The 14101-nt window shown below is 69.1% G+C and carries 12 protein-coding genes and 1 tRNA gene; 7 read left to right on the forward strand and 6 right to left on the reverse strand.

Annotated elements, in window-relative coordinates; translation table 11 throughout:
• Positions 1-102 precede the first annotated feature (102 nt).
• From AC1DY2_RS05870 to AC1DY2_RS05885, 4 genes are all read right to left on the reverse strand, one after another.
• On the reverse strand, positions 103-414 hold the full coding sequence (locus tag AC1DY2_RS05870) for a TadE family type IV pilus minor pilin (RefSeq protein WP_476761567.1): 312 nt from the start codon (positions 412-414) through the stop codon (positions 103-105).
• 16 nt (positions 415-430) lie between these two features.
• Entirely contained in the window at positions 431-622 is a 192-nt protein-coding gene (locus AC1DY2_RS05875; protein WP_476761577.1) for a DUF4244 domain-containing protein, read from the reverse strand.
• Positions 623-763: 141 nt separating this feature from the next.
• Positions 764-1735 carry a type II secretion system F family protein gene (locus AC1DY2_RS05880; protein ID WP_476761568.1) on the reverse strand — a complete coding sequence of 324 codons (972 nt, stop codon included), beginning with the start codon at positions 1733-1735 and terminating at the stop codon, positions 764-766.
• A gap of 53 nt (positions 1736-1788) precedes the next feature.
• Positions 1789-2916, reverse strand: coding sequence for a TadA family conjugal transfer-associated ATPase (locus AC1DY2_RS05885; RefSeq protein ID WP_476761569.1), 1128 nt, complete (start codon positions 2914-2916; stop codon positions 1789-1791).
• A 461-nt stretch (positions 2917-3377) separates the two neighbouring features.
• Here AC1DY2_RS05885 and acs point away from each other — a divergent pair, with 461 nt between their 5' ends.
• Positions 3378-5333, forward strand: a complete 1956-nt coding sequence (gene acs, locus AC1DY2_RS05890) for an acetate--CoA ligase (RefSeq protein WP_476761570.1) — start codon at positions 3378-3380, stop codon at positions 5331-5333.
• 102 nt (positions 5334-5435) lie between these two features.
• On the opposite strand, the gene AC1DY2_RS05895 is transcribed toward acs, so the two are convergent.
• Together AC1DY2_RS05895 and AC1DY2_RS05900 are read right to left on the reverse strand one after the other, a co-directional pair.
• Positions 5436-5906, reverse strand: a complete 471-nt coding sequence (locus AC1DY2_RS05895; protein ID WP_476761571.1) for a RidA family protein — start codon at positions 5904-5906, stop codon at positions 5436-5438.
• A complete protein-coding gene (locus AC1DY2_RS05900; protein ID WP_309973458.1) occupies positions 5906-6133 on the reverse strand; it encodes a DUF4177 domain-containing protein in 228 nt (75 codons plus the stop codon). Before AC1DY2_RS05900 ends, AC1DY2_RS05895 begins: the two co-directional genes overlap by 1 nt.
• A 185-nt stretch (positions 6134-6318) precedes the next feature.
• Here AC1DY2_RS05900 and AC1DY2_RS05905 point away from each other — a divergent pair, with 185 nt between their 5' ends.
• The 6 genes from AC1DY2_RS05905 to AC1DY2_RS05930 all read left to right on the forward strand — a co-directional run bounded on the left by AC1DY2_RS05905 (position 6319) and on the right by AC1DY2_RS05930 (position 14075).
• Positions 6319-8886, forward strand: coding sequence for a transglycosylase domain-containing protein (locus AC1DY2_RS05905; RefSeq protein WP_476761572.1), 2568 nt, complete (start codon positions 6319-6321; stop codon positions 8884-8886).
• The gene (locus AC1DY2_RS05910) at positions 8883-9860 is read left to right on the forward strand and encodes a metallophosphoesterase (protein ID WP_476761573.1); all 978 of its coding nucleotides are present in this window, start codon (positions 8883-8885) and stop codon (positions 9858-9860) included. Before AC1DY2_RS05905 ends, AC1DY2_RS05910 begins: the two co-directional genes overlap by 4 nt.
• Before the next feature lie 83 nt (positions 9861-9943).
• A tRNA-Pro gene (locus AC1DY2_RS05915) sits at positions 9944-10020 on the forward strand.
• A gap of 220 nt (positions 10021-10240) precedes the next feature.
• A complete protein-coding gene (locus AC1DY2_RS05920; protein WP_476761574.1) occupies positions 10241-11314 on the forward strand; it encodes a glycosyltransferase in 1074 nt (357 codons plus the stop codon).
• Positions 11315-11325: 11 nt separating this feature from the next.
• Positions 11326-12822 carry a lipopolysaccharide biosynthesis protein gene (locus AC1DY2_RS05925; protein ID WP_476761575.1) on the forward strand — a complete coding sequence of 499 codons (1497 nt, stop codon included), beginning with the start codon at positions 11326-11328 and terminating at the stop codon, positions 12820-12822.
• The gene (locus tag AC1DY2_RS05930) at positions 12819-14075 is read left to right on the forward strand and encodes a polysaccharide pyruvyl transferase family protein (protein WP_476761576.1); all 1257 of its coding nucleotides are present in this window, start codon (positions 12819-12821) and stop codon (positions 14073-14075) included. Before AC1DY2_RS05925 ends, AC1DY2_RS05930 begins: the two co-directional genes overlap by 4 nt.
• Positions 14076-14101: the final 26 nt, after the last annotated feature.

Consider the following 14101-nt stretch of genomic DNA (forward strand, 5'->3'; position numbering starts at 1 on the left):
AGGCCGACAGCATGGGCACCGTGAGCACGGTCAGCGCCACCACGGCACCCACGATGCCGAGCGCCAGCACGGATGCCGCACCTCGCTCCGCCTCGCGCACGCTCACCGCCCCCCGGCCAGGGCGCACGACTCCGCGCGAAGCGTGACGGCGGAGAGCAGGCCCGCTGCCGGCGCGGACAGCGTGACGCAGACGAACGGGTCCTCGTGCCAGCTCGTCATCCCCGAGCCACCGCCCGACACCCGATGGGCGATCGACGCGGCGGACGACTCGGATTCACCACGCCCGAGGGCACGCGCGGCGTCGGCCGCAGCATCCGTCAGCCGCACCTGCTGCGCCACGAGGACGACCGCCGCCAGGCAGGTGGCGAGCACCACGGCGATCGCCGGCAGCGCGACGGCGAACTCCGCCGTCACGCTGCCGCGCTCGCCTTCATCCGACGGTGAGGGCATTCCGCACGAGGTCGGTGAGGATTCCGCGCACCTCATCACCTCGGAGGATGATGACGAGCAGTCCGGCGAACCCGACAGCGGCCATCGTCRCGACGGCGTACTCGGCGGTGGCGGCCCCGCGCTCGCCGGCGAGGCGGCGGAGCCCCGGACGGAACGGTCGCGGCCTCGCCACCGCCTCAGTGGGGTGGCGCCTCGGGGTGCGGGTGCCGTCGCCACCATGGTCGGCGACGTGGTCATGGTCGTGGTCGTGCATGCGGTATTCCTTTCATGGTGCCGGATGTCCCGGCGGGTGGACGGCACGAGTTCGATGGCATCATGCGGCGGCGCCGAGCGTGCCCGAGACGACCGAGATGAGCAGCGGCATGACGCCGAGGAGGACGAACGCGGGGAGGACGCACGCGCCGAGCGGCAGCATCAGCCGCACGCCGAGGGCGGCCGCCCGGGCAGCCCCGTCGGCGCGGGCCACCCGGCGGAGTCGCCCGGCCTCGGCGCGAAGGAGGTCGGCCACCGGCGCGCCGGCGCGGGCGGCCAGCGCGATCACGTCGTCGACCGACGACCCTCGGTCGCTCGGGATGCCGACCTCGCCGAGTGAGGTACCGACGAGGCTGCGCRCTCGTTCGACCGAGGCGCCGCCCGACATCGCGATGGCCAGAAGCTCGAGCTCCAGCCCCGACGCGTGACGATCTGGCGTCGCACGACGGGCGAGCGCGGCGCTCCACCGGTGCCCCGCCCAGAGCAGCGCCGTGCCGATGCCGACACAGGCCACCCCGAGGGGGTTGCCGAACAGCACGGAGACGGTGTCGAACCCGAGCGAGGCGCCGAACAGGGCGGCGAGCACCGGCAGCGTCACGACGAGGCGCGCGCTCGCGAGTGGACCGGCGAGCGCAGACCGAACGTCGCGGCGCGATTGAGCCTCGTCTCGGAGCGCCGCGGCGAGGTCGCGAAGGCTGGAGGCGAGCGGCGCACCGGAGTCGCTCGCCACCTGCCACGCCGCCGCGAGCACGGCCCACTGGGGAGACGCATCGCGTCGTTCGTTCAGCGCCGCGACGATGGCCGGCGACACCGGCTCGCCCGAGGCCGCCGCCGTGGCCGCTGCCGAGCGCACCGCGTCATCGTCGGACTCCGCCCCGAGCCGTTCATGCCGCGAGCCGCTCACACCCACGTTGGCCCACGCACCGCCCGCCGGAACGCCCGCCGACAGCAGCACGGCGAGCCGCTCGGCGACCACGGCGATCGCGTCGACAGCGGCTGCGGGGTCGACTCGTCGGCGCCGGAAGCCGGACAAGCGGGGACGCGTCTCGCCAGAGGCGAACCTGCGGCCCGGAGACGAACGCCCGATCACAGCGCGACCACCTCCAGCCGACCGTCGCGGAGCTCGAAGCGGCCGATCTCGGCGAGCCGTCGTCGACCTCCGGCACGATCGAGGTGCAGCACGAGGTCGAAGGCGCTGACCGTCTGCCTCGCGACGGCGTCGGGCGCGAGCCCAGCCGTGGAGCCGAGCGCCTCGAGGCGTGCCGGCACGTCCGCCAGGGAGTTGGCGTGCAGGGTGCCCGCACCGCCGTCGTGTCCGGTGTTGAGGGCGGCGAGGAGTTCGCGGAGTTCTGCGCCGCGACACTCCCCCACCACCAGCCGATCGGGACGCATGCGAAGGGCCTCACGCAGGAGGACGTCGAGACCGAGTCGTCCGGCCCCCTCGAGGTTGGCCTGTCGGGCCTCGAGCGCGACGACATGCGGGTGGCTGATGTTGAGCTCGGCGACGTCTTCGATGAGGACGATGCGCTCGCGCGGCGACGCCTCGCCGAGGAGGGCCGCGAGCAGCGTGGTCTTTCCCGTGCCGCCGGCCCCGGTCACGAGGAGATTGCGTCGTGCGACGATCGCATCGCGCAGCACGCGCTCCTGCGCGGCATCCATCATGCCCGCGCGCGCCAGCGCGGCCAGCTGGAAGCCCGAAGCGCGCGGCACGCGCACCGAGATGACCGTGCCGTCGGAGGAAACGGGCGGCAGCACCGCGTGCACCCGGATGCCCCGGCCGAGTCGCACGTCGACGGCGGGCGTGGCCTCGTCGATGTGCCGCCCTCCTCGCGCGATGAGCCGCACGGCCAGTGCGCGGACCTGTGCCTCGTCGGCGGACCACGCCGGCTCGTGCTCGGGACCCGCACCCCGGTCGATCCAGAGCCCGCGTTCGCCGTTCACGAAGAGGTCGGTCACGGGGCCGGATGCCGCGAAGGGCGCCAACGGTCCGAGGTCGTCGAGGTCGCCGCTCGCGGCCGGCTCGAAGGACGACTCCCCCTCCGACGACCCGAGGTCTGCGGCCGGCAGGATGCCCGATGCCTTCGTGGCGACCTCAGCCGCGGCGTGCGCGCGAGGCGACGCCGCGGTCGATGCCGCACGGGTCAGCTGGAGCGCGCCGGCTGGCTGCGCCTGAGGTCGTTCCCATGAGGGGGTGGCGACGAAGGGGATGGACATGCGCCGAGCGTACGAAGCCGCGTGCGGCACACGGCATCCGCTCGGGCCATGGTGGGGATCGAGCCTCCTCCACACCCTTGTGGAGGAGAACTCGAGCCGTTCGCGCTAGTCGAGCAGCGCCGTTAACGAAAGGGGGCGGCACCCATTGGGGGGAACAGGTGCCGCCTCGGCAGCGCAAGGATTGGGGGGAATCGCGAGCGCTGCAGGCCACGAAACGAGTGTTCGGGCGGTATTCAGTGTAGGGCTTCCGAAACGATGCGCAAGCATTTTTTGTCCTCATTTGTGCGGACGTACAGTTTTCTCTGCGCAAAGGCACAGTAACCGCTCTCACGGCTGCTCGGAAGAGCATGCGACCCGGTGTGACCGACCTGTTACAGCCCCGTCCGAGCCGGGCGGTATGGTGCTGGTGGGGCAGGCGACCCAACCGATGCACGCAATCGCGAAGGAGCGACCGGAGAACCATGACCGTTCAGATCGACCACGCACTCGAGGAGATCAGGCGCTTCCGCCCGAGCCCTGAATTCGCCGCCCAAGCCATCGCCGATGCCCGTCTCTACCAGGAGGCCGACGACGATCGGCTCGCGTTCTGGGCGCATCAGGCCCGCGAACTCCTCCAATGGGAGAAGCCCTTCACCCGCACGCTCGACTGGTCGAACCCGCCGTTCGCGAAGTGGTTCGACGACGGCGAGCTGAACGTCGCCGTCAACTGCCTCGACCGGCACGTCGACGCCGGCAACGGCGACCGGGTGGCCCTCCACTGGGAGGGTGAGCCCGGCGACAGCCGGGACGTCACCTACGCGCAGCTCACCGACGAGGTGAAGCGAGCAGCCAACGTCCTCACCGACCTCGGCGTCGGCGAGGGCGACCGCGTCGCCATCTACCTGCCGATGATCCCCGAAGCCGTCGTCGCGATGCTCGCGGTGGCGCGCATCGGAGCGGTGCACTCGGTGGTGTTCGGCGGATTCAGCGCCGACAGCCTCGCCTCGCGCATCGACGACGCCGAGGCATCCCTCGTCATCACCGCCGACGGCGGCTACCGCAAGGGCAAGGTGTTCCCGCTCAAGCCCGTCGTCGACGAGGCACTGGCGAAGGCCGAAGGCGGCACGGTGCGCAACGTCCTCGTCGTCCGCCGCGGGGAGAACGACGTCGAATGGGATGCGTCGCGCGACCACTGGTGGCACGAGACGGTGACCGAGGCCTCGAGCGAGCACGCGGCGCGCGCGTTCGGTGCGGAGCATCCGCTCTTCATCCTCTACACCTCGGGCACCACGGGGAAGCCGAAGGGCATCCTGCACACCTCGGGCGGCTACCTCACGCAGACGGCGTTCACCCACAGGAACGTCTTCGACCTGCACCCCGAAACCGACGTGTACTGGTGCACGGCCGACGTCGGCTGGATCACCGGGCACTCCTATGTCGTCTACGGTCCGCTCGCGAACGGCGCCACCCAGGTGCTGTACGAGGGCACGCCCGACACCCCCCATCCCGGCCGCTGGTGGGAGATCGTCGAGAAGTACAAGGTCTCCATCCTCTACACGGCGCCCACGGCCATCCGCTCGTTCATGAAGCTGGGGCGGCAGATCCCCCACGAGTTCAACCTGCGCTCGCTGCGCCTGCTCGGATCGGTCGGCGAGCCGATCAACCCCGAGGCGTGGATCTGGTACCGGCACGTGATCGGCGGCGGCTCCATTCCCGTCGTCGACACCTGGTGGCAGACCGAGACCGGCGCGATCATGATCTCGGCCCTGCCCGGCATCACCGACCTCAAGCCGGGCAGCGCGCAGGTGGCGATCCCCGGCATCTCCATCGACATCCTGAGCGACGACGGCACACCGGTCGAGGGCGAAGGCGGTGGACTCCTCGTCGTCACCGAGCCGTGGCCGTCGATGCTGCGCGGCATCTGGGGCGATCCCGAGCGGTTCAAGGAGACCTACTGGGAGAAGTTCGGCGACAAGTACTTCGCCGGCGACGGCGCCCGCCGCGACGAGGACGGCGACATCTGGCTGCTCGGCCGGGTGGACGACGTCATGAACGTGTCGGGCCACCGCCTGTCGACGGCCGAGATCGAGTCGTCGCTCGTGGCACACCCGTGGACGGCCGAGGCCGCCGTCGTCGGTGCGTCCGATGAGACGACCGGACAGGCCGTCGTGGCCTTCGTCATCCTCAAGGCCAGCCAGGTCGAGCACGTCACCGACGTCAGCGAGGCCGCCGAAGAGCTGCGCCGTCACGTCGCCACGCAGATCGGCGCGATCGCCCGCCCCCGACAGGTCTTCATCGTCAACGAACTGCCGAAGACGCGGTCGGGCAAGATCATGCGGCGCCTGCTGCGCGATCTCGCCGAGGGCCGTCAGGTGGGCGACACCACCACCCTCGCCGACACGTCGGTCATGACGGCGATCACCGAGCAGGTCAAGTAGCAGAACGACGGATGCCGCGGCGGGATCGCTCCCGACGCGGCATCCGTCGTCTTCGTCACCGTGCGGGCGTCGCGCCCGGCGTGTGCTGCGCTGCGCCGGTTGCTACGCGAACTCCACGACCAGCTCGATCTCGACCGGCGCGTCGAGTGGCAGTACCGCGACGCCGACCGCGGAACGCGCGTGGCGGCCGGCCTCGCCGAACACCTCGCCGAGCAGCTCGGAGGCACCGTTGACGACCGCGGGCTGGCCCGTGAACGACGGGTCGGAGGCGACGAAGCCGACGAGCTTCACGATGCGGATGACGCGGTCGAGCGACCCGATCTCGGCGCGTACGGCGGCGAGCGCGTTGAGGATGCACGTGCGGGCATATCCCTTGGCGTCGTCGGCGGGAACGAGACCGTGTCCGTCCCCCACCTTGCCGGTGGCAGGGAGGCTGCCCGCGACGAAGGGCAGCTGGCCAGAGGTGTAGACGTACGAGCCGCTGACCACCGCGGGCACGTACGCCGCGACGGGCGGAGCGACCTCGGGGAGCTCGATGCCGAGCTCGGCGAGACGCGCCTCGACGGCGGCCATCAGGCCTCGCCCTCGAACTGCTTGGCGGCCTGGGCGGCCGCAGCCGCGCCGGCGGACGCGGCGGACGACGACTCGCCGCCGACCGGGCGCTTGAGGTACGCGACGAGCCCGCCCTCGGGACCCTGCACGACCTGCACGAGCTCCCAGCCCTCGGAGCCCCAGTTGTTCAGGATCGCCGCGGTGTTGTGGATGAGCAGCGGGGTGGTGATGTACTCCCAGGCCGGCATGCGGGTTCCTCGTCTCTCGTCTGCGACTGCGATGTGGTCGATCGCGCCCCGGTCGCGTCGACGGTCGGGCGACCGATTTCACGGAGAGCGGCGTGTCGGCGCACGACAGCGCAGCGCCGCACGCATAGCGGGTTTTGCCAGCCTTCTCCGTTAAGCTCCACTATATGTCTGCCCAAAAACGTACGATGAGCGACGTCGGCGCCGGAGTCCTCGGATTCCTCGGCCTGAGCGCTCTCGCCGGCATCCTCGTGACGGCAGCCGTGACTCCCGCGCTCGCGGTGACCGGCATGGCCGCGAACAACGGCATCTCCATGTTCGAGAACCTGCCCGGGTACCTCGAGATCGACGACCTGTCCGAGAAGACCGACATCTATGCCGTCCAGGCCGATGGATCTCCGCTGCACCTCGCATCGTTCTTCGACGAGAACCGCGAAGAGGTGGCATGGGACCAGATCAGCCAGTTCGTGAAGGACGCAGCAGTCGCAGGTGAGGACCCGCGCTTCTACGAGCACGGCGGCATCGACATCCAGGGCACCCTGCGCGCAGCACTCAACGAGTACGTCATCGGCGGCGAGACCCAGGGTGGCTCGTCGATCACCCAGCAGTACGTGAAGAACGTGCTCATCAACAACGGCGTTCGTGAAGCGAAGACCGAGGAGGAGAAGGACTCTGCCTACGAGGCCGCCACGGAGACCTCCCCGGAGCGCAAGCTCAAGGAGATGCGGTATGCCATCTCCCTCGAGAAGAAGTTCTCGAAGGACGACATCCTCAAGGGCTACCTGAACATCGCGGCCTTCGGCGGGCGCGTCTATGGCATCGAGTCGGCGGCGCAGTATTACTTCGGCGGCAAGCACGCAGCCGACCTCACGCTTCCCGAAGCGGCGAGCCTGATCGCGATCGTCAACAACCCCGAGAAGTTCCGCCTCGACTACCCCGAGAGCGAGACCAACGGCGCCGCTACTGTGGTGGACGGCCAGCCAGTGCCGTACGCCGACAACAAGGAGCGGCGCGACTACATCCTGGGGCAGATGCTCAAGGAGAAGAAGATCACGCAGGCCGACCACGAGGCAGCCGTCGCTACCCCGGTCGCACCCGCGATCCAGGAACCGAGCACTGGTTGCGCCACGGCCGGCGGCAGCGCGTACTTCTGCGACTACGTGAAGAACGTCATTCTGAACAACTTCGATGATCCGGCAACAGAGGACAACGAAGGCGCGACGATGCTGCAGCAGGGTGGCCTGCAGATCTATACCAGTTTGGACATCGACCTGCAGCGAGCTGCCGAATCTACGATGAGCGCGAACGTACCGTCGGTCGATCCGAGGTTCGACGTCGGCTCCGTGGCAGTGACGGTTCAGCCAGGAACAGGCCGGATTCTCGCAATGGCTCAGAACAAGCGATTCACAGAAGACCCCGACATCGCCGCGGCAAGCCCCGAGTACACATCCATCAACTACAGCACGGATCAGAATTATGGCGGCTCCGCCGGTTTCCAGCCCGGGTCGACGTACAAGGTATTCACACTTGCCGAGTGGCTCAACGAAGGCCATTCATTGCGGGAGTCGTTCAACGGCAGCCGTCGGGCCTTCACGACCTTCACCAACAACTGTGAGGGGGGCACGTTCAACGTCAGCCCGCCATGGAATCCGAAGAATGACGACGGCCGGGTCGCGAGCAATGCGGTCGACGCGACGAAGTGGTCGGTGAACTCCAGCTTCGTCGCAATGGCGCAGCAACTCGACCTCTGCAAGCTGAAGCAAACCGCCCAGGCGTTCGGTGTCCACCGCGCCGATGGCGACGAGCTTGGCATGAATCCATCTGATGTCCTCGGCACGCAGGAAGTCGCGCCCGTCACCATGGCTGCCGCTTTCGCTGGTATTGCCAACAGTGGTCTGACGTGCACCCCTATTGCGATCGATCGCATCGTGAGGGCAGACGGCAGCGAGGTGGCGCCTCCCGCCAGCACCTGTTCGCAATCGGTGACGCCTGAGGTCGCCCATGCGATGGAGTATGCAATGCAGCAGACGTTCTCCGGCGATGGAACAGCGACGGCTTCGAATACAGGAAGTGGCATAGCCCACATCGGCAAGACCGGTACGACGGACAACGCGTTCGATACGTGGATGGTCGGCTCGAGCACCAAAGCTGCAACTGCGGTGTGGGTGGGCAATGTGACCGGCGGCAACAATCGTACGAATCTCCGAAATGTCAGCTTCGAAAGTGGCGCCGCAGCAACTGCGCGCCATCGTATGTGGAAGAAGATCATGCAGCTCGCGGACGAGAAGTACGGAGGCGACGACTTCACCGAGCCCGATGCGAGTGCCTTCAAGCAGGTCCTCGTCGACGTGCCGCAGGTCGCCGGCCTCTCGCTCGACGCCGCGAAGCAGGCGATCGAAGCCGCCGGGTTCGTCTTCGAGGACGGCGGGCAGCAGGACTCGAGCCTTCCGGCCGGCCAGGTCTCGGGAACCGACCCGGCAGGACAGGCGGGCAAGGGATCGACGATCCGCGTCTTCACGAGCAACGGCCAGGGCGCGACCGTGCCCGACCTCACTGGCATGAACGCCCTGCAAGCGAAGGCGGCGCTCGACGCGGCCGGCCTGCGCATGAAGGGCGGCGGCGGGAACCCGACCGGCACCGTCACGAGTCAGAGTCCGGCGCCCAACAGCCCGGTGAAGCGCGGTGACGAGGTCACCGTGACCTTCAGCGATGGCGGGACCGGTGGCAACGGCGGCGGAACCCCGGGCCAGGGTTGACCGGCGCCGCGCCTCGGCTCGCTGCGCGGATCGCACTCGCGATCGGCGCAGCGGGCGCTGCCGCGCTCGCCTGGGGTTCCCTGGTCGAGCGGACGAGGTGGACGCTGCGGCAGGTCGAGGTGCCGGTGCTGCCGGCCGGTGCGGAGCCCATCACGGTCCTGCATCTCTCCGACCTGCACATGGCGCCGTGGCAGCGTGACAAGCAGGCCTGGGTGGCGTCGCTCGCCCAGTTGCAGCCCGATCTCATCGTGGACACGGGCGACAACCTCGGGCATGAGCGTGGGCTCGAGGGCATCCGCCGCGCCTTCGACGCCTTCGCCGGCATCCCCGGCGTCTTCGTCAACGGCTCGAACGACTTCTTCGGCCCGAAGTTGAAGAACCCGTTCATGTACTTCGGTGGCCCATCCGGACCCGCCCTCCGATCGAAGCGGCTCGACACCGACGCGCTCCACGCCTACTTCGCCGAGCTCGGGTGGCAGGACCTCGACAACACCGCCGCGAGCCTCGACCTGCGCGGGACGCACTTCGAGTTCTTCGGGGTGGACGACCCCCACCGCGGCTGGGACCGCCTCGACCTCATCACCGCGGCGATCGACGAGCTTCGTGCCGAGGACCCGCTCGGCGACGAGACCTGGCCCGACGCGGCATCCGCCCGTGCACGCCGCTCGACCGTGACCGTCGGCGTGACCCACGCGCCCTACCAGCGGGTCCTGAACTCATTCGTGAACCACGGTGCACAGCTGATCCTCGCCGGCCACACGCACGGCGGGCAGGTCTGCATGCCCGGCTTCGGGGCGCTCGTCACGAACTGCGACATCCCGAGGCACCAGGCGAAGGGCCTCAGCACCTGGCGCCACGGCCTGCGCTCCGCGTTCCTGAACGTCTCGGCGGGCCTCGGCACGTCGATCTACGCACCGGTCCGGTTCGCCTGCCCGCCCGAGGCGACGGTGCTGCGGCTGGTTCCCGTGGCCTGAATCGGCCGACGGATGCCGCGACCGAGCGTGGTCGGTCGTCCCGGTTTTATCCGCTATCCTTGTGGAGGCCCGCGAGGGCCGACCGGGGTGTGGCGCAGCTTGGTAGCGCGCGTCGTTCGGGACGACGAGGTCGCAGGTTCAAATCCTGTCACCCCGACCAACTCTCATCGCAGATCCCGACGAAATCCCCCCTCCATCGGAGGGGGGATTTCGCGTTCCTCCCCCACACGGACACCCCCGTGCCGTTGCGTTTCGAGCCGGTTACATGTGGGTGTCGATCTGCGCAACTCCCCGCCTCCAGCGCGACCCGCCGTTATATCGTGACGGCAGAGGATCAGCGTGGTTCCCGTCCGGAAACCTCGAACCTGGAGCCGCCGCGCATGACCTCTCCTGATCTCACCCGCACCCTCGACGGACCCGGCCTCGCCGCACCCTCGTCCACCGACGGGCCCGATCTGGTCGTGCTGCACAGCCTCCGAGCGCCTGACGGGACGACGAAGTACGTCGACCACATGGTCGATGGCGCGAGCGACCACGTGTCGATCAAGTTCTTCTCGTGGCGCACCGCGCTCACCGGCTCCTACGACGTGTTCCACGTGCACTGGCCGGAGCTGCTCATCAGGGACCGGAAGCCCGCCCGCCGCCTGCTCAAGCGCCGGATGCTCGATGCGCTGATCCTCCGCGCGAGGCTGACGGGAACGCCAATCGTCTGGACGGCGCACAACGTCGATCCGCACGAGCAGGGTACTCCTGCCGAATCGCGGTCGCTCCGTCGACTGCGTCATGCGATCACGCTCGCCATCCGCCTGAATCCGACGACGGAGCTGCCCTCTGGGATGGATGCCGTCACCATCTTGCACGGGCACTACAAGGACCAGTTCGCGAAGTACCCGCATCGCGACGCGGTGCCGGGCCGGGTGCTGTACTTCGGCATCATCCGGCCGTACAAGGGGGTCGACGTGCTCATGGACGCGTTCCGCGAGATCGACGACCCGACGCTCCAGCTGCGGATCGTCGGCGACCCCCACGCGGGCCAGGCCGAGATCGTCGAGGCGGCGATGGCCGGCGACGAGCGGATCACGGCCCTCCTCCGCTTCGTCAGCGACGAGGAGCTCGTCGAGGAGATCACCTCGTCGTCGCTGGTCGTGCTGCCCTACCGGGAGAAGATGCACAACTCGGGCGTCGTCCTCGTGGCCCTCTCGCTCGGCCGCCCGGTGCTGGTCCCGGCCTCGCCGACGAACCAGGCGCTTCGCGACGAGGTCGGCGAGGAGTGGATCATCCAGTACGAGGGAGCGCTCACGCCCGAGATCCTCACGAGTGCGTTGCAGGACGTGGCGTCGCGCTCGCACGAGTCCGAACCGGCCCTGAGCGATCGCGACTGGAAGCACGTCGGCGAGCTCCACCACCGTGCCTACGTGCAGGCGCGCGAGTCGCGCCGCACGCGGGTTCGCTGAGACGGGTCGGCATGTCGCCGAGCCTGGGCGCATCCGCCTCCCGCGGCGCCGCCGTGACGCTCAGCGGGCAACTGGTCCGCGTGCTGATCCAGCTGTGCGGGATCGTCATCCTCGCGCGCCTGCTGACGCCGGCCGACTACGGTCTCGTCGCCATGGTCACGGCCATCGTGGGGGTCGCGGAGATCTTCCGCGACTTCGGGCTGTCCGCGGCGGCCGTGCAGGCGAAGACGCTCTCCCTGCACCAGCGCGACAACCTGTTCTGGACGAACACCGCGATCGGCCTCGTGCTGTCGCTGACCGTCCTCGCGACGTCGGGACTCATCGCGGGCCTCTACGACGATCCGCGACTGCAGAGCATCACCGCAGTGCTCTCGGTGACGTTCCTCCTCAACGGCATCTCGACGCAGTACCGGGCCGACCTCAATCGCAACCTCTCGTTCTTCCGGCTTTCGCTCGCCGAGATCGGCGGGCAGGCGGCCGGCGTCGCCAGCGGCATCGTGCTGGCGGTGCTGGGCTTCGGGTACTGGGCGCTCGTCGCGCAGCAGGTCGTGCAGGCGGGGCTCACCGTCGTGCTGCTCGTGGCCTTCGCGCGCTGGATCCCGGGCTGGATCCATCGCGGTGAGTCGATCCGCTCCTTCATCGGCTTCGGGGCGAGCCTCTTCGGCTCCCAGCTGCTCGGGTACGCCGCCCGGAACGCCGACAGCGTCGTCATCGGCGCCCGGTTCGGGCCCGTCGACCTCGGCCTGTACAACCGCGCGTTCCAGCTGATGATGCTGCCGCTGCTGCAGATCAACGCTCCGTCCACGCGCGTCGCGCTCCCGGTGCTGTCCCGCCTCCAGGACCAGCGGGAGCGGTTCGCGGCGTTCATCAGCTTCGGCCAGGTGGCGATGCTCACGATCATCGGGGTGGCGTTCGCGTACCTCGGCGCGCAGGCCGGTTCGGTCATCGCCGTGGCCCTGGGCGATCAGTGGGTGGATGCGACGCCGATCTTCCAGATCCTGCTCGTCGCCGGGTTCTTCCAGGCCGCGAACTACGCGGCGTACTGGGTGTTCCTCGCCAAGGGCCTCGCTCGCTCCAACTTCCTCTACGCGCTCGCGACCCGTCCCGCGATGGTGGTGCTCATCGTCATCGGGTCGGCTTGGGGCGTCTACGGGGTCGCGATCGCCTACACCGTGTCGCTGGCGCTGTCGTGGCCGGTCGCGTTGATCTGGATCTCCAGGGTGTCGGATGCCCCGGCCGGCCAGTTGTTCCGCAACGGGCTGCGATCGCTCGTCGTCTTCGGCATCGCCGCGGGCGTGTCGTTCGCGTCGACCGTCGCTTTGCCCGAGGACGCCTACGTCATCCGCCTGGCGGTCGGACTGGCGGCACTGGTCATCTCGATCTCCCTGCTCGCGCTCGTCTGGCCTACCTTCCGCCGAGATCTCATCGCACTCGCCGGCGCCCGCCGGTACTTCGCGCGTTCGCGAGGCGCGGGTCCGGATGCCGCCACACAAGGAGGAGAATCATGATCAGTCGCGTTGTCCGCAAGATCCGACGCACGTTCGACGAGGCCGTCTTCGCCACCGGCATCGGCGCACGAGCCGACCGGCGGAACGTCGCGCGGTGGGTGGGAACGCGTGGCGGTGACCCGGCCGGCCCACATGTCGTGATCACTGCGCCCGGCGGTGGCAACATCGGGGACCAAGCGCTGTTCGAGGCCTTCGTCGAGAACATCGAGGGCCGGATCGTCGCGGTGACGAGTTCGAACGAAAGCGTCGATGTTCCCGCGGCCGCTGCAGACCGCGTCGAGGTGCTCGTCCTCCCGGAGCTCGTGTACGGCCACGGACGTGCCCGCGGGCACGAGCTCGAGCGGTTCGCGCGCATGGTCGGGAGGGCGGCAAGTCTCTCCGTGATCGGTGCGGACATCATGGACGGCCGCTACAAGCTGCGCGCCTCGGTGAACCGGTCGAACCTCGCCGCCGCAGTGGCGGCACTCGGCATCGACACGCGGATCATCGGATTCAGCTGGAACGGGGAGGCTCGTTTCGCTGCACGACGCGCGCTCGTGTCGGCGAGCACGAACGGCGTCGTCCCGATGCTGCGGGATCCGGTCTCCGCGCGCCGCGCCGCAGCCGACGGCGTCCGGAACATCCGCGAGACGGCCGACATCGTGTTCGCCGCAGACACCGTCGACACGTCATCGACCTCGTTCGTGGCCGGCGTCACGAAGCCGATCGCGCTCGTGAACGTCAGCGGCCTGATCTCCCGCACCTTCAGCCAGGATGAGGAGTTCGAGCTGATCATCGGGCACCTCCGCGCGACCGGGCACCACGTGATCCTCCTCCCCCACGTGTCCAGGCCGAAAGGCGACGACCTCGTCGCCTGCCAGTCGGTGTACGAGCGGGTCGACGCCGAGGACGTGACGTTCGTCCGCGAGCTTCTCACTCCGGCGCAGATCCGGGGACTCACGTCCGTCGCCTCCATCACGATCACGGGCCGCATGCACCTGGCGATCATGACGCTGTGGAGCGGGAAGCCGGCCATCACGCTCGCGACGCAGGGCAAGGTCGAGGGCCTGATGGCGCTCGTCGGCGCGCCCGAGCTGTGCGTCGTTCCGCGCGCGGGATTCGGAGGCGAGGTGGTGGCCGCCATCCAGGCGACCATCGGTGCGGACTCCTCGGCGAGGCGTTCGATCGCCGAAGCGCTCCCCGCGGTGAAGGAGCTCGCGCGGCGGAACCTCGACGGTCTTCGAAGCGTCGCGGTCGTCGAGGAGGTGAGCTGACGTGGCAGGCACGGCGCGAGGTGCGC

The organism is Agromyces sp. P1_H4, from assembly GCF_056405255.1.